The organism is Pantanalinema rosaneae CENA516 (assembly GCF_050753385.1).
GTDB classification, from domain to species: domain Bacteria; phylum Cyanobacteriota; class Cyanobacteriia; order Leptolyngbyales; family Leptolyngbyaceae; genus Pantanalinema; species Pantanalinema rosaneae.
Window position 1 is genome coordinate 78,935 of sequence record NZ_JBLZFZ010000014.1, and the last position, 25,612, is coordinate 104,546.

The 25,612-nt window shown below is 46.4% G+C and carries 19 protein-coding genes and 1 CRISPR repeat array (1 of these 20 only partly in view); of the genes, 16 read left to right on the forward strand and 3 right to left on the reverse strand.

Going from position 1 to position 25,612, the window contains the following annotated elements:
- Positions 1 to 1,236: direct repeats of the CRISPR family, unit length 37 nt; unit sequence CTTTCAAACCCATGAATCCCGGCAACGGGACTGAAAC (it extends 2,983 nt beyond the left edge of the window).
- Positions 1,237 to 2,574, reverse strand: a complete 1,338-nt coding sequence (locus ACN4EK_RS10590) for a TIGR03985 family CRISPR-associated protein (protein WP_431657825.1) — start codon at positions 2,572 to 2,574, stop codon at positions 1,237 to 1,239.
- On the reverse strand, positions 2,571 to 3,170 hold the full coding sequence (locus ACN4EK_RS10595) for an HD domain-containing protein (protein WP_431657826.1): 600 nt from the start codon (positions 3,168 to 3,170) through the stop codon (positions 2,571 to 2,573). The genes ACN4EK_RS10590 and ACN4EK_RS10595 overlap by 4 nt, the downstream gene beginning before the upstream one ends.
- A 153-nt stretch (positions 3,171 to 3,323) precedes the next feature.
- On the opposite strand from ACN4EK_RS10595, the gene crn3 reads away from it, so the two are divergent.
- The 8 genes from crn3 to ACN4EK_RS10635 all read left to right on the forward strand — a co-directional run bounded on the left by crn3 (position 3,324) and on the right by ACN4EK_RS10635 (position 14,710).
- Entirely contained in the window at positions 3,324 to 4,676 is a 1,353-nt protein-coding gene (gene crn3 / locus ACN4EK_RS10600) for a CRISPR-associated ring nuclease Crn3/Csx3 (protein WP_431657827.1), read from the forward strand.
- Between the two features lie 442 nt (positions 4,677 to 5,118).
- Complete coding sequence (locus ACN4EK_RS10605; protein WP_431657828.1) at positions 5,119 to 6,411, forward strand: PDDEXK family nuclease; 1,293 nt, start codon at positions 5,119 to 5,121, stop codon at positions 6,409 to 6,411.
- Positions 6,404 to 8,020 (forward strand): hypothetical protein, encoded by a 1,617-nt coding sequence (locus ACN4EK_RS10610; RefSeq protein ID WP_431657829.1) that lies wholly within the window; start codon positions 6,404 to 6,406, stop codon positions 8,018 to 8,020. The genes ACN4EK_RS10605 and ACN4EK_RS10610 overlap by 8 nt, the downstream gene beginning before the upstream one ends.
- Positions 8,013 to 8,690 carry an RAMP superfamily CRISPR-associated protein gene (locus ACN4EK_RS10615; protein ID WP_431657830.1) on the forward strand — a complete coding sequence of 226 codons (678 nt, stop codon included), beginning with the start codon at positions 8,013 to 8,015 and terminating at the stop codon, positions 8,688 to 8,690. Before ACN4EK_RS10610 ends, ACN4EK_RS10615 begins: the two co-directional genes overlap by 8 nt.
- Positions 8,691 to 8,692: 2 nt before the next feature.
- Entirely contained in the window at positions 8,693 to 10,333 is a 1,641-nt protein-coding gene (locus tag ACN4EK_RS10620; RefSeq protein WP_431657831.1) for an RAMP superfamily CRISPR-associated protein, read from the forward strand.
- Positions 10,330 to 11,775 carry an RAMP superfamily CRISPR-associated protein gene (locus ACN4EK_RS10625; RefSeq protein WP_431657832.1) on the forward strand — a complete coding sequence of 482 codons (1,446 nt, stop codon included), beginning with the start codon at positions 10,330 to 10,332 and terminating at the stop codon, positions 11,773 to 11,775. Before ACN4EK_RS10620 ends, ACN4EK_RS10625 begins: the two co-directional genes overlap by 4 nt.
- Positions 11,772 to 12,335 (forward strand): type III-D CRISPR-associated protein Csx19, encoded by a 564-nt coding sequence (csx19, locus tag ACN4EK_RS10630; protein ID WP_431657833.1) that lies wholly within the window; start codon positions 11,772 to 11,774, stop codon positions 12,333 to 12,335. The genes ACN4EK_RS10625 and csx19 overlap by 4 nt, the downstream gene beginning before the upstream one ends.
- 11 nt (positions 12,336 to 12,346) lie before the next feature.
- A complete protein-coding gene (locus ACN4EK_RS10635) occupies positions 12,347 to 14,710 on the forward strand; it encodes a TIGR03986 family type III CRISPR-associated RAMP protein (protein WP_431657834.1) in 2,364 nt (787 codons plus the stop codon).
- A gap of 163 nt (positions 14,711 to 14,873) precedes the next feature.
- Here ACN4EK_RS10635 and ACN4EK_RS10640 read toward each other — a convergent pair whose 3' ends face one another.
- Complete coding sequence (locus ACN4EK_RS10640) at positions 14,874 to 15,530, reverse strand: Uma2 family endonuclease (RefSeq protein WP_431657835.1); 657 nt, start codon at positions 15,528 to 15,530, stop codon at positions 14,874 to 14,876.
- Positions 15,531 to 15,617: 87 nt separating this feature from the next.
- Between ACN4EK_RS10640 and ACN4EK_RS10645 the strand changes: the two genes are divergently transcribed.
- The 8 genes from ACN4EK_RS10645 to cas1d all read left to right on the forward strand — a co-directional run bounded on the left by ACN4EK_RS10645 (position 15,618) and on the right by cas1d (position 25,608).
- Complete coding sequence (locus ACN4EK_RS10645; RefSeq protein ID WP_431657836.1) at positions 15,618 to 16,610, forward strand: hypothetical protein; 993 nt, start codon at positions 15,618 to 15,620, stop codon at positions 16,608 to 16,610.
- Positions 16,611 to 16,638: 28 nt separating this feature from the next.
- The gene (gene cas3, locus ACN4EK_RS10650) at positions 16,639 to 19,371 is read left to right on the forward strand and encodes a CRISPR-associated helicase Cas3' (RefSeq protein WP_431657837.1); all 2,733 of its coding nucleotides are present in this window, start codon (positions 16,639 to 16,641) and stop codon (positions 19,369 to 19,371) included.
- 77 nt (positions 19,372 to 19,448) lie between these two features.
- A complete protein-coding gene (locus ACN4EK_RS10655; protein ID WP_431657838.1) occupies positions 19,449 to 21,296 on the forward strand; it encodes a hypothetical protein in 1,848 nt (615 codons plus the stop codon).
- Between the two features lie 14 nt (positions 21,297 to 21,310).
- Positions 21,311 to 22,279, forward strand: coding sequence for a DevR family CRISPR-associated autoregulator (locus ACN4EK_RS10660; RefSeq protein ID WP_431657839.1), 969 nt, complete (start codon positions 21,311 to 21,313; stop codon positions 22,277 to 22,279).
- Complete coding sequence (locus ACN4EK_RS10665) at positions 22,260 to 23,015, forward strand: hypothetical protein (RefSeq protein WP_431657840.1); 756 nt, start codon at positions 22,260 to 22,262, stop codon at positions 23,013 to 23,015. The genes ACN4EK_RS10660 and ACN4EK_RS10665 overlap by 20 nt, the downstream gene beginning before the upstream one ends.
- Positions 22,993 to 24,015, forward strand: coding sequence for a CRISPR system precrRNA processing endoribonuclease RAMP protein Cas6 (gene cas6 / locus ACN4EK_RS10670; RefSeq protein WP_431657841.1), 1,023 nt, complete (start codon positions 22,993 to 22,995; stop codon positions 24,013 to 24,015). Before ACN4EK_RS10665 ends, cas6 begins: the two co-directional genes overlap by 23 nt.
- Before the next feature lie 29 nt (positions 24,016 to 24,044).
- Entirely contained in the window at positions 24,045 to 24,659 is a 615-nt protein-coding gene (cas4, locus tag ACN4EK_RS10675) for a CRISPR-associated protein Cas4 (RefSeq protein ID WP_431657842.1), read from the forward strand.
- Positions 24,631 to 25,608, forward strand: coding sequence for a type I-D CRISPR-associated endonuclease Cas1d (gene cas1d / locus ACN4EK_RS10680; protein WP_431657843.1), 978 nt, complete (start codon positions 24,631 to 24,633; stop codon positions 25,606 to 25,608). Before cas4 ends, cas1d begins: the two co-directional genes overlap by 29 nt.
- The last annotated feature ends 4 nt before the right edge of the window (positions 25,609 to 25,612 follow it).

A 25,612-nucleotide genomic window follows, 5' to 3' on the forward strand; every position in this document is an offset into this window, starting at 1 on the left:
AGAGGTCTGATAAATGCCATGAAAAAGCTTTCAAACCCATGAATCCCGGCAACGGGACTGAAACAAAGCGGCGATCTGTTGGTGGTTGTGTAGTGCGTGTTCTTTCAAACCCATGAATCCCGGCAACGGGACTGAAACATAACAAATCGCTGACAGATTCGCCTGAGCCGGCTCTTTCAAACCCATGAATCCCGGCAACGGGACTGAAACATCTTCGTTCTAGGGTCTATTTTGCTTGTCTGGATGCTTTCAAACCCATGAATCCCGGCAACGGGACTGAAACATCTCAGCACGAAACGCCCCCGCTTGATTCCCATAACTTTCAAACCCATGAATCCCGGCAACGGGACTGAAACGCTTGCTGCCTGACCTTTTTAGTCCGGAGTTCCGGACTTTCAAACCCATGAATCCCGGCAACGGGACTGAAACATCTTCTTAGCCAGTTTGGTATTCGAGTCGATGTAGCTTTCAAACCCATGAATCCCGGCAACGGGACTGAAACTCCCACGCATAGCGAGACTGTGAAACGAATTCAGGACTTTCAAACCCATGAATCCCGGCAACGGGACTGAAACCAAACATAGCAAGCGCTCTCAGCAGCGTCTGACTACTTTCAAACCCATGAATCCCGGCAACGGGACTGAAACTTAAAAGCTTTGTCATCGAAAATGGGCGCAATTTCAGCCTTTCAAACCCATGAATCCCGGCAACGGGACTGAAACAGTAATTGTTTTGCGAGTCATCTAAGTTGATGATCAGGACTTTCAAACCCATGAATCCCGGCAACGGGACTGAAACTACACATCCCCAGTTTTCTGAGCAGTCAACAAATGCTTTCAAACCCATGAATCCCGGCAACGGGACTGAAACAATCCTCCAAGCGATCGAGTTTGGAGGAAAGCTACGCTTTCAAACCCATGAATCCCGGCAACGGGACTGAAACCTTGCGGAAACATCCTCACCAGTCCTTGCTACTAAACTTTCAAACCCATGAATCCCGGCAACGGGACTGAAACACAGCATCACCCTGAACCTTGATGTCGTCCAGCAACCTTTCAAACCCATGAATCCCGGCAACGGGACTGAAACCGGTCAACTAATCGACCATTTGGTTAATGGGGTTGCCTTTCAAACCCATGAATCCCGGCAACGGGACTGAAACCTCATATCATGAATGTCTACGCTAGCTGTACCGTTGTCTTTCAAACCCATGAATCCCGGCAACGGGACTGAACATTACTTTCCTTCGTTATAAAGCTGATATTCCTGCTCTACCTCCATCGCCATTTGCTGGCGCAATTGCCAGGGCAAAATGACCTCCATTCGGGGTCGCCAAGCCCGCAACCGCAACAACACATTCAGATCGCCCAAACGGTAGCGTGCCGTATAGTAAGCATCATCCGGCGATCGCGCCTGCCATAACTGCAACAACACCCTTTGTTGCTCCGCATCAAAAACCGTCTGTTGAATCAGCTTTTTGACCTGAGTATAACCCACCTGCTTAAACGTCTCATGCCGAACTGTGTTTCGGACATAGCCGTCGTGGAAATCCCGATCGAACCGTAGCAGTAGCAGGGCATCTGGTTGATAGAAATCAAATCCCCAGGCTTCCGCCATCCGTTCCTGGATAAACTCAGGCAACGGTAAATCATTGCGTTGGAAACTCTGACGCATCAAGTGCGGAATTCGCCTATCGGTCCAGGTGAGTTGCTTTATCTTTTGAATCCGATCCAGACGGTAATTGCGCCAGTCAATGCGATCGGGATTCTGATTCGGCACTTGTCCCCAGGCACACAGGTACGTGGCTCGCTGCACATAATAGATGCAAACGGGATAGAGAACACATTGAAAGTCCTTGAGAACTTTTGCGCTGGTATAAGTGACCAGAAGCGGCGGAACCGGATTCTTTTCCCAAATTTGTCGCAGGTTTGCCTGCCAATCATCCACTCGATCGATGGCATCCCGGGGCACCACATAATCCACATGCAGAAAGAAACGTTGATGACCATTGATTTGCTGGGAGAGATTGTCCGCGATCGCCGCTAAATCGGGATGCACAATCACACTGGTGCTACTTTTGGTGGGCAATGCCCGCAGGGGAAACTCCTCCACCAGTCGATATTTCTGCCCCTTTCGCTGTACCCAGCCCAACTTCGTCAGAATTTGCAAATCCTCGTATAAACTGCGTCGCGTAACTCCAAACAACCGGGCTTTCAAAATGGCTTTGATGGTGTCCGGCAGGGAATCATGCTGTTGCAGCGATCGGCACCATTCCGTCTGAGACATGCCAGATTGTGGCGTGAATAACCACTCTGACGTTGTTTTGGCACAGCGACAGTGACGATCGTGTTTATCGGGAATGCCCTCATCCGAGGGATGCGTATGAGTAAAAAAGGTTTCTCGCCAATCCGCAAAGGAAAATTCAGGTGGGAGTTGGGTTTTCTCTTCACCATATAGGAAGCGCAACCAGACCCAGAGCCGAATCGCCCGCGCCAGATTTTGCTTCAGCGAACCTCGCGCTAACCATTGCAACAGTTCGACCGTGGGCTGGTCAACAAAAAGAGGAAGCGTCATTGAATGCTGGGTGTGGGGTGTGGGGAGATCGCTTCAATGTCTGCCATCACTCGGGCAAATTCCTGGCTTAAATAATCCTGACCCGTTGAGTGATACAAATCCCGCAAAGCGGTATAGAACCAGAGCATTTGTGCCTTTCCTCCATTAAAACGATCCCAGACAACGTCTCCTTCTTGCTGCAATGATGCCAGCAGCGATCGGGCATTATGCAATTTATCGGCAAGCGAAACCCGCCGTACCGATGCGGGAGCCGAGCGAATTTGCTCAAGATAACCCATTTTACGCACCTCCCAGGAGGATAACCGATTCGGCTCCGTGCAACCATCTACAATCGCAGTCACACCCTCTCCAAATTGCTGACGGATCGCCTGTCGAGTGGAATCCCCCCCCTGATCCTCGATCGCATCATGCAATAATCCGGCGATCGCTTCATCTTCCGTGCCACCATCCTCCAGCACTAAAGCCGCCACACTGAGCAAATGGGCAATATAGGGTACTCTGCCATCTTTACGCTTCTGGTTTGCGTGTAGGTGAGCCGCATAGACCAGAGCAGTCACGAAGCGCTCGGTCAGTTGAGTTGGGCGAGTAACAACCATAGGACAATCAATCCAACAAGCCTTTTTAGCGAATGTCACCAGTATGACATTGGGGTTGAAGCCTCCCATTCCAACGCTCTGGAGTGAAAATTGGAAGTGCCCTCTTCTAGCATCTGTTACAGTCATTTTAGTTGCTTTTCCCCGTCATTGAAGATGCCCGTCATTGAACTTGACCTGATCCAACACCAGACGCGCGATCGTCGCCCCTATCAACATCTTCATATCCATCTGACACACACCCAGATCAGCCTGGAGGATCTGAAAGGACTGTCCTTCCCTCAGGGTTTAGAACCTGATCGGGGTATTGTCCTGGAAGGAAGAGCGCCGATCTGGTTGTATGGCTATCTAACCCAATACTGTCAGCACCTGCCCTGGATTGCTTGTTACGAACCTCGCCTTCTGGGTGCGGTTGTTGCCGTCGATCGCACCAATTCACGCTTAGTGGGTCAGGTCTTCCCCCTCGATTTACCCGTTCAGGTGTTTCGTAAAACTCAGCCTGAGTCATCGGATAATACTAAATCCCCGGTGACGGTAATGAACGCCCAACTCCAGCTCCAGGTGACGGAGTTGACCACAGTTCGGGGGAACTGCCAGACGATCGCCATCAACATTGCCAACCGTGTTGACCCAGATGCGATCGTTTCGTTGATTGATGGTAAGAAAACCCTGTCTAACCTGATGCCACCCCAGGCATTAGCAACGCTGGAATTGCCCGATAGTCTCAATCCTGACCAGGAAGTGATTCTATTTGGTTCCGGTCCACCCTGGTTGTATGTGCATTTGCTGGAACGTTGTCGATCGGCTTCCTGGGTTGGGTTTTATGATCTACGGACAAAGCAGGTCATCGTAACTGCCAGTCAGAGAGCCACAATTCCAGTCGGCACAGGTATCCCCGTTATTTTCAACCGCACACCAGGACTTGCCATTTTGATTGGTGGACCTCCCGATAGTGGCAAGAGTGTGCTCTCGAATGCCCTGCGCCGCAGTTTGACCTACCATTGCCCTTATCTCAAGCTGTATCTGCATCGCGCCAACTGGGATGGGGAAAGCAATGCCTCCTATGAGATGCCACCAATTCTGGCAAAACAATTAGCCACCGAGAATGAAATCAAACTGGACCGACAGGAGAATGCCGCCCAACTGATTCACGATTACTTTCAATACCATGCAGACGCGATCGCCAACATTCGCACCGTCATGGATATTGTTCTGGTCGATGTCGGCGGTTTACCCCAACCAGAAAAGGCACCCGTTGTGGCGCAATGCACCCATTACATTGTCATCAGTAGCAAGCCTGACAGGATTCAGGAATGGCATGACCTTTGTGCAGGTAAGCTAGAACCAGTCTTCATCATTCACAGTAAACTGGAACCTTGTTTCACAGTGGTGAGCCAACACCCTCATCTAGAAGTTGAAGCAGGATCGTGGTTGCGGGGTAAAACTCAGGAAGTGCCACAACCATTGCTTGACCGCATTCTAAATCTCATTCAACAGGTTTTGAACTGATTCTGGAAGACCCTACTTCATAGCTAGAGTACCCTAGCTTGAGTAGTCAACCTTACGCTGATGCCGTGGATGAATTGCAACCCTTGATTTATAACATCTATTTTCAATTCATTTACTTCTGTAGCACTCTATAAAAGCTCTTTAATATTTTCTTTTTTTGTTGCAATTTCTGTTGCGATGGGAATTCTATGCCAGGATTTGTAAAGCGTATTGACTGGTTACAACCTACCAACTCAACCATGCCCATAGGAAGTAGGAGATTCCAATCCTCAACCATGCTCAACTCATTAACCTTGGGACTAACCAGGCAGAACATTCCGTGATTCGACAACGAATGCCAGCGATCGCCCTCCGTCAGAATTAGCCTGAATTATAAACGCACTAGAACTCATCGTATGGTTAGTTACTGCGTAGTCCTACCTCAAGATGAAGGAGTATTTCAGTGAAAATTCCTAATTTTAATAATTATACAGTTGACCACTTATTTCTATTAATCGGGGAAAATCCGTTACCTAACTATGTTGCTGCAAAACTACTCCTTGCAAAAGGAGGTATACCCCACTTTATCTATACAACTGACACAGATGAGACTGCAAAGCGATTAGCCACAATTCTGCAAAATGAAGGTTTTAAGCCTGCGAAAATGAGATCGCTAGAGGACAGAGAATCTGATGCTTTTAGGATTGAAAACGTTGTTCAGCAAGAGCTAGATACGATCACTACTGGCAAAATTGGCATCAACTACACAGGTGGAACTAAGACGATGGCTGTTCATGCCTATCGCACTTTATGCTACGAAAAAAAGAATAATAGCTATCAGAAGCGTTTGAATATTCAATTCAGCTATCTCGATCCACGCCATCTAGAAATGTGCATTGAGGAAGGTAGCGATCTGATTCGTCTCAAGATTCGACCAGATACATTAGAGATTAAACTACCTAAACTCTTTCAAATTCATCAGCTAGAGCTCGATCATGATCCCGTAAGAGAACCAATTTTACCAGAACTCGCTGTAGCACTCGCTCAACTATACAGTGACATAGAGGCAAAGGACAATTTAACACAGTGGAGAAACTGGTTTTATGAAATTTTCAGTCGTTCTGCCCGTAAGGAGAAGTCAGATGAAACGTTAGGCGATTGGAAGAATAAAACTGAGATTTTAAAGCTATCATTCCCAATTGAGATTTTGCCGGATAATATTCAAAAGCAATTTCAAGATCTGAAATTCCTTGACGGAGATGGATTACTTGCAATTGCAGAAGTACAGAAGCAGGGTTATTTCTCTAAGCCTAAAAATTTTGGTAAGTGGTTGGAAGGCATTTGGTTAGAACATTATGTCTTGAGAGTAGTTCAGGAAATAGCCAGTCAGATTTCGGTTAAACACTATGGTTTAGATTTCTCAATTCCTTTAGCAGGAACCGAGCAAGGTTTCCAGTTTGATGTTGCTTTTACTCGCGGTTATCAACTCTTTGCTATATCCTGCTCAACTACTAGTGATCGACAGCTTTGTAAGAGTAAATTGTTTGAGGCTTGTCTTCGAGCAGAACAAATGGGTGGATCAGAGGCAAAAGTCGCGTTAGTTTGTTGCTCGGATGAACCAGATACACTTCAAGCAGAACTATCGACATTGGTTGGAAACAACAAACTAAGAGTTTTTGGTCGTGATGATTTAGTAGAACTACCAGACCGAATTATTGAGTGGGTCAAACTCGTAGAGAAAAAGCAAGATGAGTAAGAGAACTGTAACAGTCCTGGACACAACCGGAATTCAGAACTATGTCTTCAACAGCAATCGCTTACGTGAAAATATTGGTGCTTCTCAGTTAGTACATGAAGCAACAGGCGTTTGGGTTCATACGATCGCACAAAACCATATACGCTTGGGAACAGAAGTAATTTATGCAGGGGGTGGTAATGCCTTACTGTTGTTCCCGTCAAAGGATAGCGCAACTGAGTTCACTAAAGAACTAAGTGAAAAAATCTTGAGAGAGGCGCGAGGCATTAATTTGGTTGCAGCCCATAAGGAGTTTGATTGGGATCATGAGTCGTTGCATGATGTGATTCAAGGTTTGATGCAACATGACATTGAACAAGCAAAGCAAAAACAAGTCTCATCCTCACCTTTATTGGGTTTAGGGGTAACAGCTACTTGTAACTCGACTCAATTACCAGCAGTTGATAGTAGCGATCGTTACATTAGGCATGATGAAGAAACTGATAGCTATTTAATTTCTACTGAAACCTCCCAGAAGCTAGAGGCTGCTAAGAGAGCAGAGGATCGTCTGCAAAAGTTGTTCAAGGAAATTTTTGATTTCAACGTCTATCAGTTTCCCAAGAGAACCGATCAACTAGGGCGATCTGAAGGAAGCTTGAGTTATGCCGCAGTAATTCATGCGGATGGAAACGGAATGGGTAAACGATTTCGAGAATATGGAGAGAAGTTAGCCAAACAGAACTTGAATGATATGGCGAAATCAAATCAAGTTTACGTTGATGGAATCTGGCAACTTTCAAAGACCGTTAACGCAGCAGGGATAAATGCTTTACAGAAAGTAGCTGAGTTTGTTAAAGCCTCAATTGAGGAAGGAAAAGTAAAAGGGGAACTTGGTGAATTTTCCCTAAAAATGCCTTACCTACCTTTCCGTCCCCTGGTTTATGGTGGTGATGATATCACTTTTATCTGTGATGGCAGAATTGGTATTGAACTAGCTTCTGTTTATTTGAATGCTTTAGAGCATGAGCCAATTGCCGATGGAAAAACTCTTTATGCTTGTGCAGGAGTATGTGTTATTAAAACTCACTATCCATTTGCAAGAGCGTACCAATTGAGTGAGGAATTATGCCGTGAAGCCAAGAAACACATAAAGGACAACAAAAACTCTGACCCTGATGGATTTTCTGCTCTAGATTGGCATTTGGCAGCGAGTGGTTTAAGTGGTTCGATCTCCGATATTCGAGATAGAGAGTACCAAATTAAAGTTGATGAGACTACAAAGCACTTACAAATGCGCCCTGTACGCTTACACCAAAAGGATGACGATTGGCGCACTTGGGAGGGACTAAGCCAAGTTATTTTCCAGTTTCACCAGGACGAAGGATGGGCAGGACGTAAAAACAAGGTTCTTGCCCTGCGTGAAGTACTGCGCCAAGGAACTAAAGAAGCCGTACAAGACTTTCTTAGAAACTATGCAATCAAGAATCAAAGGCTACCAATCTACCCAGAATCTAGTGGACGAGCCGAACAGTTAGCAATACAGGGATGGCTGGATAATTATTGCGGCTACTTTGACACGATCGAGGCAATGGAATTCTACCTCGCATTGAAAGGAGCGAAGAATGTCTAGATTGCAAATCAGAATTCAACTACTTAGTGATACAACGTTCGGTCGTGGTGATGGTGTTGCTGGACTGGTTGATCAAGAAGTTGAACATGATGCTTATGGCTTTCCTTACTTGCGTGGGCGCACTCTTAAAGGTCTTCTGCGAGAAGAGTGTGAGAATTTAATTGCAGTCCTACCCACTTACCAGTTGGACTGGCTTGATATCGCCTACAGGTTGTTTGGGGAACCTGGCAGTGAATTGAGTTCAAAGGGAATTCTTCATGTAGGTGACGCTTGCTTACCTCAGGATCTACGAGCAGCCGTTGCAAAGCAAATTGATATTGATGCTGGGCAGTTGACCAAAACAGATATATTAAACAGCTTAACCACCATTCGTCGCCAAACTTCGATCGAAGCCTTAAGTGGTGTACCGGATAAAGGCAGTCTTCGTTCAGCCCGCGTCATTGTTCGAGAACTGGAACTCTTGGCGAATTTGGATTTCGAGCAAGAACCAACCGATGCAATGAAATCCTTGATAGCAGTAGGAACACTCGCACTTCGATATGTAGGCAGTGGACGGCATCGTGGTCGAGGCCATGTGAGATGCACGCTTCACGATACTGACGGTAATGATGTGACAGCACAGCATACTGAGATGTTTGGCAAAGAACTTAAATCTACTGAGGGGGCTTAGTTGTGAAAGCGGTTATATTTTCTCTTCAAACTCAGCAACCTTTATTAGCTACATCTTTCCAGGGTGATCCTAATAGTGATGTTTCCTTTTCATATATTCCAGGCAGTATGATTCGTGGTGCTTTGATTGGTCGCTATATGAAGCAGGAGGGATTGCATGACTTGAATCTTGATGATGCGAAAATTCAGCAACTATTCTTCGATCCAGATCAGATTCGCTATCTCAATGCTTATTTAGAAGACTCAACTGGACGGAGAACCTTACCTACTCCTAAATCTTGGTTTAAAGAAAAAAATACTGATCTTCCTCCAGAAGATTCACCGGGTATGTCTGTTTACGATCGTATTCATCCAGACTGTGAACTTCCAGATATAGAAGAATTTGAACCTAAAAAAGTTACGCAAGAGTTTTGTACTGTGAAAGACAGCAAAATTATTCTTCATGCTGTAACTCGACGACTTAACGTTCATAATCAGCGCGATCGCCGCAAAGGTCGCTCAATGCAAGCTCGACGAGATCAACAAACTAATGAACAGAAAGGCGAGGGGACAATTTTTCGGTATGACGCGATCGATACTGGTCAAACCTTTCAGGCTGTAATTTTATGCCAGTCAGATGAGGCAGCTACTATACTTCAGCAACTTCTAGAACGCTCTAATGATCTATGGTTAGGTGGTTCTCAAAGTGCTGGTTATGGACATACGAAAATTCTAAATCCCCATCCAGATAATCAGGATTGGAGCGAGATTGGAATTAAAGCGACAAAGAGAGCAAAACAAAACATTTGCACAATTACCTTGTTAAGTGATGCACTTCTAAGGGATGAATTTGGACAGCCGACAGCCGACATAAAACTCATCCGGGGAGAATTGGAGTCTCTTCTGAAGAGAACTCTGCCAGACTTGAAGATTAGCAACATCTATTCAAGCAATATTGTCGTTGGTGGTTTTAATCGAAAGTGGGGGCTACCTCTGCCCCAAGTCATTGCTGTATCTGCTGGTAGTGTAATTTCCTTTAAGGGACTTGAGCTAAGTGCTGATGAAATTCAGCAGCTAGAAACCTATGGAATTGGAGATCGCCGCATTGATGGATTTGGGCGAGTTGCAGTGAACTGGATAGAGGAATGGGAGTTAAGTGCTAAACGACCAGAACCTTCTAAGCAAACCCAAACTTTGAGTTTAGAGACTGAATTATCTCGAACAATTGCCCGACGTATGGCAAAGCAACTCATGAAACAACGACTGGAACGACAATTAGAAGATAGAGTCAGCCGTTTATCAATTCAGGGAGAAGGAATCAAGAATAGTCAATTATCTCGTCTGCAACTTATAGCAAGAGAAGCCCTTACAACAGGTAATTGCGATTCTGTGCGATCGCTTCTAGCAAATCTTCCATCTAATGCATCTGGTCAGTTTGAGCGTGCCAAGATTGACGGCATATCACTGAGACAGAACCTAGACGAGTGGTTAAATCATCCAGTCCAGTTTGTTACCAGTTGGTTCACTCGTCCTGAACGTGATTTGACTCTCACTGTTGGAGATGAATCTGTCCAACAATCTCTTACAGAAGAACTCGCTAAAGAATATACTCTGCGACTAATTATTGCGATCGCAAAAAAAACAGTGAAGGAGCGAGCATTATGAGTAATAATCGCTTTTACCGCAACCAACGATACATTACTAAGCGGATTATTGTTCGTGGTGCGTTGATCTTAGATACACCTACCTGTCTCAGCAGTGGAGATGCTGATGGCTTGGTTGATTTAATGCTTCTTCGGGATAGCTTTGAAGAAGATAAAGCATTACTACCTGGAGCTTCGATTGCTGGCGCATTGCGAAACTATTTGCGTGAATATCGTGGGGGCTACCTTTCTCATGAAGATTCCATTCTATTTGGGGGACGTAAAAGCGATCCTGATGGTGATCAAAGTCCGCTCATTGTTCATGATGCTTTGAGTAGTCAAGCAGTAGGTGTTGAATCACGCGATGGAATCCAGATCAACAATAAAAGAAGAACCGCTGAGGATAAAGCTAAATATGATCTTGAGTTAATTCAGGCGGGTACTCAGTTTGATCTCTGTTTTGAATTACTCATCGATAAATACAATGACCAGGGACAATTAGCTGATGAGGCTCGCTTGGTTAGGGAACTAGCTATTTCCCTGGAAGGTTTAGAACTTGGCGCAATCGGTATTGGAATGAAGAAGCGGCGAGGTTTTGGTCGTTGCCACATTGAGCAATGGCAGGTATGGCAATTCGATATGACACAACCAAGCGAGCGCCTTGCCTGGTTAACATTTGACCGACCCTGGGCTACTCATACTAAACAACCTGATGTGGGTAAAATCCTTGATATTCTGAAACCTGAGAATTTGGAGTCAGACCAGCGAGAGCGGTTCACAATTCATGCTTTGTTTAGCCTGAATGGTTCACTTCTGATCCGTTCAGGACAAGCTACGACTGAACGTGCTCCTGACGTAGTACATCTTAAGTCCAAGCAGGCTCATTCAACTGATGCGGTACCTGTGTTATCGGGTACAAGCTTAGCTGGCGTTTTACGTCATCGGGCAGAAAGGATTGTTAATACGCTTGGGAAAGATACTGATCTAATTGAGAAGTTATTTGGTAATGCGGATAGAGAAAGTAAACAAGCCAGCCGCTTAGTTGTGTACGAAACGAAAATTCAGAACGGGCATGATCTTGTTCAAAATCGAATTGCGATCGATCGCTTTACGGGTGGGGCTTATCATGGAGCCTTGTTTGATGAACAGCCTGTTTTCGGTGGCGACCAAACATTAGTTACTCTTCAACTTGAGTTACGCTTACCGCAAAATCATGAAATTGGACTGCTTTTGCTATTACTCAAAGACTTATGGACTGAAGACTTACCCGTAGGTGGTGAAAGCAGCATTGGTCGAGGACGCTTACAAGGCAAATCAGCAGTCATTACTCGTTATGTGTCTGGTTCAGAGAGAGAATGGACAATTGTTCAAAATGACGAGCAGTTACAAGTTAGTAACCCAACTAGTTTAGAAAAATTTGTTGAAGCACTGACAAATTACACAACTAGGGAGAGTGCCGCATGAAAGAAGAATTATGTAAGCCTCTACCCATTTCTGATCTTACTCATGATCAGGATTTGTTTGAGTGGCTAAATGTTCACGCTCAGACTTATCATTTAAAGTATCTATTGGCTCATGCAGACGACGGTATAATCTGGGGGCATTTCAGGCAAGGAATCCTTAGCATCTCTAATTGTGTATTACCCCAATCTCCGTTACTACGTCTGGCTACTCTGCAACAGTGCCGAGTTTTTAGTCAAGCAGGTGAAATGATGTTATGGAGGTCTGGTAGTGAATGGAAAGCCCGTTTCATTGGTAATTCGGAGACTAATTCCATCATTGAAAATCAAATGCTTTGGGGAACGCACGGGTATAAGCGAGAGAACGAAGGCTTCACTATTTTGAAAGAAGGCTTTCAAGGTCTAAAGCACGCAGTTCCAATTACAGACATCGAAGTTAACAAAGCTGAAGAACTTGTTCGACGAGTTCGCCTTACTGTTTGTCACTACGTTAACTATGGAGACAACGGTATAGCCCGTATTTATCTCAGTCGTCTTGTTGATTTAACTACAAATGAGAATTAGAGGGAATTGCTATGTCTCTGCCAAAACATTTAAGTAACGTACCTCCCAATAGAAAAGCAGTTGCGCCCTATAACTTCGTTGAGTTACCTGACCAAGTAGTGACAGCACCGCTACCTCCAGATCACGATCGCTATTATACTGATCACTTGACTGGAAAGGGAGATCGTCTGACTGGCAAAATTGAATGTACTCTCACCACAGATTCTCCTCTATATATCCGTTGTGGGATGACTCCAGCAGATTTTGAAAAGTATTGTGATTTTCAAGAACCCTGCCCAGAATTATCAAAGGGTGCAACAGAAAATCAGAAAGAACAGTGGATGGAGCAGAAGAAACAATGGGAGAAAAGAAAGGAAGCTTGGGAAAAAGAGCGTAAAGATGTTCTGGCTCCCTTTTTTCACACTCTAGTTAAATCAAAAGATGAAGAGCTACTACCAGTTATTCCCGGTAGCAGCTTACGAGGAATGCTACGAAATTTAGTGGAAATTGTCAGTTTCAGCAAGATTGAAAGAGTTTCGGGACATCAAAGATTATTCTTCCGAGCAGTTGGATCAAATCCAAACAAAGAGTCTTGGGGAAAGGAATACAAAACTTATGTTGATCATAAGCAAGTTCAGGCTGGTTATCTCAAAGAAGATACTCAAGGTTGGTATATTCAACCTGCTATAAGAACTAACGGTGTAACTTTCGCCTGGGTTCAAGAGAATGAACTCACTAACTTACCAAATTTTAAGAAATTTAACGATGATAACTATAGACCACAGTATTTAAACGTCAACTACCAATCTTTGGAAGAAAGGAAAGAAACAAGGAATGGTAAAGTCATTGCTTCACGTTGGTTTGTACAGGGGATTACGTTACAAGGCAGCGGGGCAAGCTGTAAACTCGTTACCAGTGGAAATATGAAGCAAGGAAATGAATCTTCTCCACGCTCTAATCACTGTATAGTTTTTACCGAAGATGCAAATAATTCAGATATCTATCGATTAGATCAAGAAGCGGTCGAGCATTATCGTAACGCCTTGACTGATTTTCAGAAGGTTTCACCCTTTAACAAGGATTGGGGAGTGTTAGAAAGAGGTAGACCTGTCTTCTACTTACCTCCTAAACCTGGGAGCAATATAGTAAGTTTTTTCGGTCAAAGCCCAAACTTTCGTATTCCCTACTCTCCTCAAGGTGATGGTCATGCAACCACCGTTATGGATTTTGTCCCCAAAGACTTGAGAAAGCTATCGTGTATTGATTTGGCTGATGCCATCTTTGGTTGGATTAAAAAAGAATCTGAAGAAGAAAAACTATCTAAAAATTTCGATCAACAATTTGGCAGACAAAGAGCAGGACGTGTATTTTTTACAGATGGTTTGTATCAAAGCAGCCAGCAGGAAATATGGTATGAAAACAAAAAGTCAGTAGTTCCCAAAATCTTAGCTGAACCGAAGTCTACTAGTTTCTCACATTATTTGGTTCAACCTGAAACAGCTGATCCCTTAAGCTTGAAGCACTATGCAAGTCAGGGAGCTACGGTAATTCGTGGTCACAAGCTATATTGGCATCAAGGAAATGATCCAACTTTCAAATTGACTCCTTCCAAAAAAGTTATTGGTGCCCCTAAGAAAGTCTCTGATACTCAAACAACTCTAATCCAACCTATTAACAAAGGAGTTGTATTTAAGTTCAACATTTACTTTGAAAACCTTAGTAATGTGGAGTTAGGCTGTTTGTTATGGGTGCTAGATTTTGCTCGTGATACTAAGTATCGTCTTTCCCTAGGTATGGGTAAACCTTTAGGTATGGGAGCAGTTAAGATCGAGCATCAGTTTTATTTAAGCGATCGCACTAAACGATACAACACCCTCTTCAACGAGGGAAATGCTTGGGAGACAGGATACAGCAACGCTGTAACTACTGATGAAGAATCTAATTATATTGCTGCTTTTGAGAACTTCATCCTTCAAAGTCTTGGCACTACAGGCTCCTTTAAAGAGCTACGGCGTATTAAAATGCTGCTCGCAATGTTGACATGGAAAGAGAATTTATCTCAAGCAGAATTAGACGAAAGGCGATACATGGAGATTGAAAGGGATGCAAATTTGCAACATATCGGTACACCCAAAAAGGGAAAAGTGAATGAGTATGCAGATCGCCCTGTATTACCAACTCCCTTACAAATAATGGGATGTGATGATGGAGATGACGATAATAATCCGAACCCTGGGAATTCAGGTGGAGGGAATACTCCTAAACCAAATCCTCGTCTCCCTCGTGGTAGCGATCGCCCTAAACCGAAACCTGGAAATTCATCCTCTAATCAAGGTAGCAAGACTGCTATGGAATTAGCCTTGGAAAGGGCACAGAAAAAACCGAAGCGCAAGTGAAAAGGATGCAGAGATCGCCCCTCTCACCTTCGATACCATAGAAGCATCTCTCTCTCCCCTTCCTGCTCCCGTGCGATCGCCCTTCCCTGGAATGAACCCTTATCTGGAAAATCTAGAACTGTGGTCAGCTGTTCATAGTCGGTTAATTGTAGCGATCGCACCATCACTCCTTCCCCACCTGCTCCCTGGCCCAGGTCCTAATCGATCGCCGCAACGCCAACCGTCCCACAGATCGCTTTGCCTCAATCAGTTGCGGTAATGCGCCAACATCCAGTTGCGGAAAGATTGCACTTTGCTGAACCTCAATATATTGACCATTCTGGAGGTGATAAATTTTTAACCGTCCCGTGTCGTAGCACCAGATTTCTGGAACTCCCAAGCGGGCATAGATGGGAAAGCGATCAATCGATTGACTGGTGACATCAATTTCTAATGCCAGGTCCGGTGGTGGATCTTGATCCAGGTCAAACTGCAATTTACCTCGCACCTTAGCTTCATTTTGAAAATAGAAGCAATTATCCGGTTCTAAGCCTGCCTGCTTTGCCTGCCGTCGCCAGGTCGTAGAGCCGTAGCTCTCATAGTCCAAATCGAGCGTTTCTGCCATGTCTTTAACGGCATCCCCGATCGTTTCCTTAAAATATTCATGCTCTGGTAACGGTGACATAATTTCTAACAGCCCATCACAGTAAGCAACCCGGTTTGTACGGTGATTGCCCAGCTCCTGCAAAATCGCCTCAAATTCCTCCCAACTCACATCCCGCAACAAAACCCGTTGCCCCGGTGGCACCTGGATGCGCTGAATCGGAATTTGCACGACCATAACAACTTCCCCTCGAAGACTGGTGTTCCTAAATTCCCTTACCCCTAATCTTAAAACACCTTCCTCCTTGTTCCCCCTCTCATTACCATGCGATATCTCGTCACCACTAACGCCGATCGCCTGCCCTCTGACCACCAAATCATTATGGTGGATGGCACTGTTCCCAATTGGGAAGCGAAACCGGATGACCTCCACTGGGATCATCACCGTCCGGGTGGAGCCGACATCCAAATGGACGAAATTCCCTTACCCAAACACTCCTCTTTTCAGGAAGAACATTCCACCCACCAGCCTGCTTGCTTTGTCACCACAATGGTGGATGCGGATGCCTGTTGTGCCGCTGCCTGGATTCAATTGCCGCGAGAAGTGTTGACCCCAGAAACGATCGCCAAATTCAAAGCGATCGCCTGGGACTGTGACCATCTCATGGTTCCACCTGACCTTACCCAGTATGCTGAATTTGCCGCGAAAGCTGATGCGGCCCTGAAAAAATCCAGTGAAGGAATCGCCGCCGATTTAGGATTACCCCGCGAGCGCAAAGACTGGACAGAAGCGCATTGGGAAGCTTACTCCTCAGAAGCCTTTCGCCGGGGAACGGAGTGGCTGATAGCCGCTGCAAAAGGGGACTGTCCTTATCCAGGAGAAGGTGGTGAAGCAGACGACTACTGGCAGCAGATTGAAGCAGATGCTCAGATGCTCAAGGATGAAAATCGAATTCAATTTCTTGAAACCCAACAAGGTGCTATTGCAGTCTGTGATGTACGCAGCGTTGGACATTCCGTTGACCCGCGTTCCTTCTATCATGCGATTAGCTCGTACCCCCACTCCTTACGTCCAGAAGCGATTACAGTGCGTGATCATCGTCAGAGTGGTAACCAATATACGCTGGGTAGCATTCCTCTCCATCCAGACCAACACACGCTGAATTACACCCAGGGCACCTTCGATCGCCTCACTCAGGCAGAACAGCGAAAAGATCCTCAAACTGGAAGTTGGGGAGGTCGCCGCACCGTTGGTGGCTCTCCCTGGAATTATCCATCTAATCTAACCATCGAGGAAATTGTTGCTCTTCTAGATTAAAAAAGCATTGTCACTGTGAATGACAACCATGATTTCAAATGACCAAATTGATACCTGTTTCCACCAGCTAACCACCTTTCAACCCCGACAGTTTCAACGAGAGACGATCTCAGCCATCCTCTCTGGAAAAAACATTTTGCTCCGTGCCCCAACGGGTGCAGGCAAAACCGAAACCGCGATCGCCCCTTTTTTATTTGCCAAGGTTATGGATATTGGGAATTTTCCCAACAAGTTAATTTACATCGTCCCATTGAGAACGCTAGCAACCAGTTTGCGCGATCGAGTGCGGAGTTACGTCAGAGATTGGGAAACCATTTATCCAACTAAACGCCCATTAGTTGTCACTCTGCAAACAGGGGAAACACCAGAAGACCCACGGTTTGAAGGAGATATCATCTTTTGCACGATCGACCAATTACTCAGCAGCTTTTTGAATATCCCTTATTCAGTCGGGCGAGGGTCTGCCAACGTCAATGCAGGCATTGTGTTCGCCTCCTACCTGGTATTTGACGAACTACACCTCCTTGACCCGGATCGCTCCTTTGCTACCACGCTAGAACTCCTTAAGCAGGTGCAGGGAATTTCACCCTTTCTGCTTATGACAGCCACCCTCACTGAAGAACTAGCCACACAAATCCAACAAAAAATTAAAGCGCTGAACCCTCGTCGCAGCAGTTTTTCTGAAGAAGTAGTTCACCTGCTAAATGTTAAGGCTGAGGATTTGAGGACGATCGAAACTCGTCAACGATATTTTGAACCTGCGACGACACCCCTTACCGCTAATCTCGTTCGGGACGATATTCAGCAACATCAGCACTGGCGAGTCATTGTCCTGTGTAATACCGTGGCACAATCCCAAGGGCTGTTTCAGGATTTGCGAGATCTGGTGCAGGGGCAACCGATTCAAATCACACTACTCCATTCACGGTTTTTACCCAAGGATCGCAAAGCAAAGGAAGATAAGTTAAAACAATTGTTTGGCAAGGAGGGATATCAGCAGGAGGACGGTTATTGTCATGTCTTGATCTCAACTCAGGTGATTGAAGCTGGGATGGATCTCACCTGTGATGTGATGCATACCATGCTTTGCCCCATGAATGCACTGCTACAACGAGCTGGACGGTGCGCTCGGTTTGGGCATCAGGTTGGAACAGTCAGGGTTTACCGAGAACTGCAAGTAAGCGAGGAACAAACAGGCCTGATCCAGTCCGAAGCTGATGATGAGCGGACGGCTGCCGTAGAACAACGCCCTCGCCGTCAATTTCTCCCCTATGAAGATCCGGTGTGTGAGTTAACTTGGGATGTCTTGCAGAACCATACTCAGGCTTTCAAGGGACAGGCTGTTGGATTTGCGATCGAAGCCGACTGGGTAAATCAGGTGCATGGAGTAGGCGACCGCAACCAGGCTCAAAAACGACAGGACAACCGGAAGACATTTGACGATCGCTTTCGGGCAGCCGTATTCCAGGGAGAACAATCCGCTGCAAAGGAGTTGATTCGCGATGTGGATAATCGCAGTGTCTTCATGGTGCAGGAGCAGGCCATGATTGACCTGGATTTACCAGAAGTGGATTTACGGAGTTTAGAAGCATTTTCACTCCCCAAAACCACGTTGCTCAAAATTTGGCGCGAGTTTCAAGATAGCCATTCCCCAGATTGGATCTTCAAGCAAGCAGTACAACCGGAAAGGCGACAAGGTGAGGGCTATAGTTTGCCTGTTGCCCGACCTATTACCCATCAAAATGACATCATTACTAGTATTCGTTTACTGGTTAACCCACGCTATGCCGACTACGACGAGGACATCGGTTTACAGATTGGCGTAAATGTAGAAGGCAATTACCTGTCTCAGGTTAAGCCTGTTCAGGCGAACAGCCAGGAATACTGCTACCACATGGATACTTATGTGGGTCATCTGGGGCGAATCTGGACATGCTGGAACAACCCTTTTCCCCGTAACCAACCAAAGTACCAAAGTATGCGGGATGAACAACTTCAGGCTGGCGGCAGGTTCATTCGTAACCAGTTCTTTCCCCGTTCTACTCCAACCCAGGCAGAAGCCTTGTTTGAACTTCTGGTGTTCTTAGCTGTGTTGACTCACGATTTAGGTAAATTACAGATCCAGTGGCAAGCCGCGATGCGAGGGTGGCAGGCGATCGCACACCAGGATTTCAAAGGTTCTGATCCCAAAGACTATCTGCTCGCCCATACTGACTTTGACCCGGTAGACGAAACCTCTCTGGACTCGGAAGATAGAACCCAAAAAGCCAGCCTCAAAGCCTACGAGAAACAGAACCCTCGACCGGGACATGCGATCGAAAGTGCGTTTCTTGCTGATGAGATCCTGGAAGCTGTCCTGATTCCAGTGCTGAAAAATTTGTTTCAAGCGGATAACGACCAAATCAACGCCTTCTGCAACGTCATCGAAATGGCAGCAGGCAAGCATCATTCTGCCTGGGCAAAGGGGTGGGAGTCAGATGATCTAGCGGAACTGCGACAGGACAAGCGACGACGGGGCAAACTGCATCTGCATGGCATGGCAAATCAGGCGATCGCACAAAGCTGGCAACGGCTCCTTACCAAGCAACTCTCCCAAATCCTATCGCTGCCATCAGAGCCTCCCATGCTCTCTCAGCAAATTTACCCCGTTGATGAAGTTCGGCTCAATTGCTTTAACCCAGACCAAATGAAATACCAGCAGCTTTACTGGTTCGTGGTACGAGGGCTGCGAATTTGCGACGGGCGATCGGTGCAAATCTAAAGGGTGTGCTTGACTGGTTTGGAAGTGACCTCTTCCAAGAGACAGTAAGATTTTGAACAGCGCTGGTAAATCCCTCTATGACTCAAATGCTCCAGGTTCCCCAGCTATTTGGCACCTATGCTGACACCTTTTTGATGCTTGGGTTAGCCCAACTGATTGGACAGGTTCAAAAACAACTTTATGGCTTGGAAGAGATCGTCCTCTACGATCGCGGCACATCCTATGAACTGAAGCTGGCTGTGGATATTGCCGCAGATGAAGCAGCTAATCTCACTTTCTTCAATCTGTTTCCACCTGTTAAAGGTGCAAAAACAGACGTAACAGCTATTCCATCTGATACAGACTTTTTTGACACCGTGAAGGAATCTCAAGAACGCACTCGCTATCGAGAATGGATGAGGTTACCAGACAGCGAAAAACGCAAGCTACCAGAGGCAGAACAACCAGCCCCTTCATTTGACCCAAGAACCCAGAATGGGGTGATCTTGACCTCCATGCGTCACGATCGCAACCATAATTCCCTGTGGCTCGCGGCACTTGAGCTGCAACCTAATTTTGGTGCCCTTTTAGCGGCCATTCTAGAGGCATTTGATGTTGATAACACGCCAGGAGCGGGAGTTGCTCAGGCGATTGCAGATGCATTCAAACAGCGATCGGGTCAGAGTTTGCCCAAACCTGGAAGTGCTGTGAAAGTGTTTCTGCCTACTTCAGTCCAAGGAGTAAACCGCATCAAAGCCGATAGCAACCAGCTTGGGAGTAGTCAGACTGAAGAATGGGTGTTGCTGTGGTTAATTGCAGCAGGCTTACTTGAGTTTGGCTTGTCCGAGCGAGTCAAAGTGGCTGAGAAAACGTATGATTGGCGTGTCGTCGCACTAGAACCCCAAGAGATTCCGCTATTTGAATACAGCACCGCATTAACCGAGCTACGCAAAACCAACCCTCCGAGTGGAGCATTTGGGGTAGCCCGGTTTGATGCAGAGATAGTCCTCAAATTCTGCCGAGCGCTTTTGAACTCGCATCCTGCCAATAGTGTCGTTACACAACCAGAGGCACGCAGGCAACGTGGTAGAGGAACCTCCATTAAAAGGATAGTGGGTGGTTTTAGTGGGACACACTTTAACTCCAAAGGTCAAGTGTATGGGGTGAAAGAAATTTTTAGCCTCGGCTTGCCAGACTGGATTCGTCCGAGCAATAAACAGGAGGTCAATGAGTATCAGGACGTACTGCTGGAGCACTTGAATGTGGTGCGATCGCTTTCTGCCGAGGAGGGGCACAGCGAACTTTTAGCCGCCTACCGGGATTTCATTACCAGCAGTACAAATGATGCGCTCAACCAGTTTTTTCGATTTCAGGTTAGCTATGCCGACTATGTCACACGACAGTTTGCCGACAAGAAGGCGAAATATCGTCCTCGTCTCTTTTCTCAAGCAGGATTAAACATCATGACTCAAAGCCTCTCACCAGAATTGCAACAAATTACAGAAAATCCAGGCTTCATCCGAATTGCGCGAGCCATTAATAGCTCAACCGTTTATGCAGGCAGCATCAAAGACAAAGATGGTAAGGAACAAACCCTGGAGTGGGATCGAGTCTATGGGCTGGCACAACGTTTGGGGAACTGCGCTGCATCCAAAACAGAATTTACTGCTGAGTTGATGGCATTTCTGGCTCGATATGAGGATGAGAACTTTCGATTGCAGAGCCGTGGCAAAGAAGTGAAACGAATCTGGACACGCAAGGAAGATCTCGATCAGGTGATTGCTCTGCTGGATCAATTTCCCACCAGTCTCGTTGCCAATCTACTCATTGCTTATGGCTACGCTCGGTGGAGAAAACCGCTACAAGGTGAACCCCAAGGCGCACCTGTAGATACTTCAGATGAAGCACACGATGATTCTGAAACCCTGGCTGAGAATGTTGCATAAGGAGAAACTGAACAATGGCTAAAGCAATCCAATTTCCGGTCTACTCAATTTCTGTAAGTGGTCAGTTATCCTGGCAACTGCATGCGTTGAATAATGAGGGCAATGAAGGGAATCAATCTCTGACCCGACGCTACTATGTGATCGACAAGAATAATCCTGAACCTCAGTACGTTAATGGGGTGTCTGGTGACATGCTCAAGCACATTCAATCGGAGCATTTGCATCGCATTGCGATCGAGAGCCGCTTGAGTTTGTCGGAGGGCGGGAAAAAGTTCAACCCCGATCGCGTTGGTTATGATATTGAAGCTCAGAAAGACACCTTCTTCTCGAACCAAGAAACGGATCTGTCCACGCGGACTGATAAAGTCTTAAGGCTTTGTACCATGAGTGATCTAGAGGGCTTTATGGTGACTGTCAAAGGTGGACAGACCCTGAAGCGAGAATCTGTAATTGAATTTGGTACGGTCGTCGGTGTTCCTACCTTTGTTAAAACTCAGAGCTATTTCCATGCCAAGTATGGTGAGGACAATCCAACGCCTTACAATGTGCAGATCAGTTCTGGTTTATATGCAGCCGTGTTAAATATTGAAGCCTTTCGGATTGGCTACAATCCACACGGCTTCAACTATGTCATTGATCAAGCAGAGCGTAAGCAACGACTCGATGCATTACTTAAGAGTGTGTTGTACACCTTCCTGCAACCAAATGGAGCCAAGCGTAACACTCACTTACCGCACCCCGATGGGTTTACAGGGGTAATAACCGTCAGCAAGAAGCGCTGCCCTGCCCCGATGGTGAGTCCGCTGCAACCGGATTTTGAACGGCAAATTGAGAGTTTGGCTCAAACACTCAATCGTATGAATGGAGAAGGCACAATCCAACTGTTCCGATTTGACACCCTGGCTGAATTCGCTGAGCAAATCGCCACCTTGATTGAGCAAGCACAACCCTGGGAGAGTGACCATGCCGAAGCGGGAGAGTAAGCCTTCAGACTCCGGTGTGCGAAGTTTAGAGGGGAACCAATGGTTAACCGTGAGTTATCAACCCGTAAGCCTATTTTCGCTTAAACGATCGGATGCGACCAGCATGGCAGCGCGATCAAATCTGGTACCTACGCCCTACGCGATCAAAATGGCGTTACTCAAGGTTCTACTGGAGGCTCAGGGTAGCCATCATGGGGATGACTTCGATCGCTGGATCAAGCAAGAATTTGCCTGGATACGAGATTTGGAAATTTTTGTTCAACCGCCCGAAACGCTGATTGTGAATCGCAATGGCTATAAACTGCGCTACTACGATCAGACAGCCGATAAGACCGATAAAAGCCGTTTGACCATACCCTTACAAGATGGATTTGTCTTCCGGGAATGGGTACATCTGGAAGGCAATCTAAAGATTTGTGCGGGTAAGAGCGATCGCCTGTTGGAATTAGAACAGCTCTTTGCCCAGATCAACTACTTCGGTAAACGGGGATGTTTTTTCCAATATCTGCCAGAAGCCACTCAGCACGCTCCAGAGCCCGTATTTCAGCCGGATCCTGATCGCGGGTTTACAGTCCAGCCGATGGATGATTTGGGCGACAAAAGCAGCTTCAGTCGCATCAACCCCTTCTCAACTGAAAAAGCTCAATTGGGCAAAGACCGACTGATCAAACCTGGATTTCTCCCTCTGAAATTAACTTCTACGAGCACCCGCTATGACCTATACACAAGACTCTGAATCAGGTATTGCCGGACTGAATGTCGTCCTGAAATCGAGTGCTGCACCCCGGAAACTCCAACCTTTAGCAAGCTGGATGGCAGCCTTTGATCCTGCACCCACCTGGGTTCCTCTGTCTAAAAATCATGGTGTTACCCGCATCATGGCGGTTTTGCCACAACCACAACCGTATTCCGATCTGATGCAAACGATTTGTCACCAGATTGGGCTAAGTCCCACGATCGAGTGGCAAGGACACCCCTATGATCTGACAGGCGTTGAAGTGGATTCCAGTTCGCTCCATGTTGTGCAGGTTCCAATCACAACAACCGAGCAATTGCCACCCACGGTGGGGCGAGCGATCCATGCCCTCTGTTTACGCTGGTTCAGTCTTGCCAATGAACTGTTGGGCACTCAATTGCACCAGGCGGAGAATTTACCTCTCTCGCTGGTGATGAAATCCGTTTCTGCACGTCAACTCTACTTGCGAATTGGCTTATTGCAAAAGTCTCTTCTCGCACCGCTCTTGTGGGGATTGGCACAGGATTTAGGCACCGAACTTACTCTGACGGATATTCCCTGCCGGATTGGGCATGGGGTTGATATCTTACAATCTAGTACCTATGAAGCTCTAGCCCAGTTGCCCCTACAGTCCACGATCGACCTACAATTTCTCACACCTACCAGCTTTAAGCAGGGCAAAGTGATTCAACCTTTTCCATTGCCAGAGTTGGTTTTTAACAGCCTATTGCGGCGCTGGAATGCCTTTGCTCCCCTAGACCTACAGTTTCCTAGCATCGAATGGCGAGGGGTGACCGCCGCGTATGAGCTGAAGACCTACGCACTCAAAATGAAAGGTGGTGCAGAGATTGGGGCTCAGGGAATGGTACGTTATCAGTTTGCTGATCCAACCCAAGCTCAAATTGCTACGACCTTAGCCCAGTTTGCTCGCTTTGCTGGAGTGGGTCGAAAAACCGCGATGGGAATGGGTCAGACCAAAGTCCATAAAGAATCCCGTTAACGGGGCTGTCTTTAGTTTCCAAAATTCTGATGGCGACAATGGAAGACTACTTACCCCTGGCATATCTGAATGCCTGGGAATATTGTCCACGGCGATTTTATTTGGAGTACGTACTGGGTGAGATGGAAGATAACGAGCATATTATTTTGGGCCGTCATCTCCATCGCCATATCAATGAAGAAGCTGTACTCCAAGAAGAGGAAATTTTAATTCATCAGCAGCAATGGGTTTGGAGCGATCGCTTACTGGTTTCCGGCATTATCGATGCAGTAGAAGACCAGGCGGAACAACTGGTGCCAATTGAATACAAAAAAGGCAAGATGGCAAAGCATTTGAATGATCACTTTCAACTCTGTGCGGCGGCACTTTGCCTGGAGGAACGTATGGGCAGCACCATTGCCTATGGCGAAATTTTCTATCACGCCAATCGCCGACGGCAGCGGGTCACGTTTACAGCAGAACTCCGACAAATGACCGAAACAGCGATCGCGAAGGCTCGTTGTGCAGTTGAGCAACCGATGCCTGCCCCGATCGATCATCCTAAAAAATGTCAGGCGTGTAGCCTACAGAGAATTTGTTTGCCCTTTGAAGTTAACCAGTTGAGGCGAGAATCTCATGTCAGTTCTATATGTGACCCAACCTGATGCCGTTCTCAGTAAGGTGTATGAGGCGTTCTCGGTGTCTCTTAAGCAGGCAGATGGGTCGTGGAAAAAGCAGACGATTCCGGCGCAAACCGTAGAACAAATCGTTTTAATGGGAAATCCCCAGGTGACAGGTGACGCTTTTGTGTATGCCCTAGAATTAGGGATGCCATTGCATTACTTGTCTCCGTTCGGTAAGTATTTAGGTTCTGCATTACCCGGATATTCCCGGAATGGACAACTCCGATTAGCTCAATATCGACTTTATTTACATGCAGAACAGCGGTTGCAGTTCGTCAAGACGATCGTGGCGACTAAGATTCATAATCAAAATGCGGTACTGTATCGTCACGATGTCCGAGAAACTTCCTTAAAACTCCGCAAAAAGCTGGTTGAGCAACAGAATACGCTCGATCAGGTACGAGGAATTGAGGGCTTGGCGGCGCGAGAATATTTTGCCTCTTGGTCGGCGATGCTGGATCACCAGTGGGTCTTTCAGGGGCGCAATCGTCGTCCTCCTACCGATCCAGTCAATGCCTTACTCAGTTTTGCCTATGGACTATTACGGGTGCAAGTGACGGCAGCGGTGCATCTGGCTGGTCTGGATCCTTATATTGGCTACCTCCATGAAGTCCAACGAGGACAACCCGCCTTAGTGCTGGATTTGATGGAGGAGTTTCGCCCGTTGGTGGCGGATAATGTCGTGCTGTCAGTGTTAAATAAGCGGGAAATCCAACCGCAGGATTTTGAGGAAAGTTTGGGAGCCTATCGCCTGTTAGATACGCCACGTAAAACGTTTCTCCAGGCGTTTGAACGCAAGTTGGGGGATGAGTTTAAACATCCAGTATTTGATTATCGCTGTACCTATCGGCGGGCGATCGAGTTGCAGGCAAAGTTGTTGGGACGGCATCTACAGGAGGGGATTCCTTACAAACCGTTGATATTACGTTAGCTAT

Excerpts from the sequence above, each read along its gene's own strand:
- crn3 (WP_431657827.1), top strand. The coding sequence starts at position 3,324 with ATGCCCGTCATTGAACTTGACCTGATCCAACACCAGACGCGCGATCGT.
- csx19 (WP_431657833.1), top strand. The coding sequence starts at position 11,772 with ATGAAAGAAGAATTATGTAAGCCTCTACCCATTTCTGATCTTACTCAT.
- ACN4EK_RS10610 (WP_431657829.1), top strand. The coding sequence starts at position 6,404 with ATGAGTAAGAGAACTGTAACAGTCCTGGACACAACCGGAATTCAGAAC.
- ACN4EK_RS10635 (WP_431657834.1), top strand. The coding sequence starts at position 12,347 with ATGTCTCTGCCAAAACATTTAAGTAACGTACCTCCCAATAGAAAAGCA.
- ACN4EK_RS10660 (WP_431657839.1), top strand. The coding sequence starts at position 21,311 with ATGGCTAAAGCAATCCAATTTCCGGTCTACTCAATTTCTGTAAGTGGT.
- ACN4EK_RS10595 (WP_431657826.1), bottom strand. The coding sequence starts at position 3,170 with ATGGTTGTTACTCGCCCAACTCAACTGACCGAGCGCTTCGTGACTGCT.
- ACN4EK_RS10645 (WP_431657836.1), top strand. The coding sequence starts at position 15,618 with ATGCGATATCTCGTCACCACTAACGCCGATCGCCTGCCCTCTGACCAC.
- cas6 (WP_431657841.1), top strand. The coding sequence starts at position 22,993 with ATGACCTATACACAAGACTCTGAATCAGGTATTGCCGGACTGAATGTC.
- ACN4EK_RS10640 (WP_431657835.1), bottom strand. The coding sequence starts at position 15,530 with ATGGTCGTGCAAATTCCGATTCAGCGCATCCAGGTGCCACCGGGGCAA.
- ACN4EK_RS10665 (WP_431657840.1), top strand. The coding sequence starts at position 22,260 with ATGCCGAAGCGGGAGAGTAAGCCTTCAGACTCCGGTGTGCGAAGTTTA.
- ACN4EK_RS10590 (WP_431657825.1), bottom strand. The coding sequence starts at position 2,574 with ATGACGCTTCCTCTTTTTGTTGACCAGCCCACGGTCGAACTGTTGCAA.
- cas1d (WP_431657843.1), top strand. The coding sequence starts at position 24,631 with ATGTCAGTTCTATATGTGACCCAACCTGATGCCGTTCTCAGTAAGGTG.
- ACN4EK_RS10625 (WP_431657832.1), top strand. The coding sequence starts at position 10,330 with ATGAGTAATAATCGCTTTTACCGCAACCAACGATACATTACTAAGCGG.
- cas3 (WP_431657837.1), top strand. The coding sequence starts at position 16,639 with ATGATTTCAAATGACCAAATTGATACCTGTTTCCACCAGCTAACCACC.
- ACN4EK_RS10655 (WP_431657838.1), top strand. The coding sequence starts at position 19,449 with ATGACTCAAATGCTCCAGGTTCCCCAGCTATTTGGCACCTATGCTGAC.
- cas4 (WP_431657842.1), top strand. The coding sequence starts at position 24,045 with ATGGCGACAATGGAAGACTACTTACCCCTGGCATATCTGAATGCCTGG.
- ACN4EK_RS10615 (WP_431657830.1), top strand. The coding sequence starts at position 8,013 with ATGTCTAGATTGCAAATCAGAATTCAACTACTTAGTGATACAACGTTC.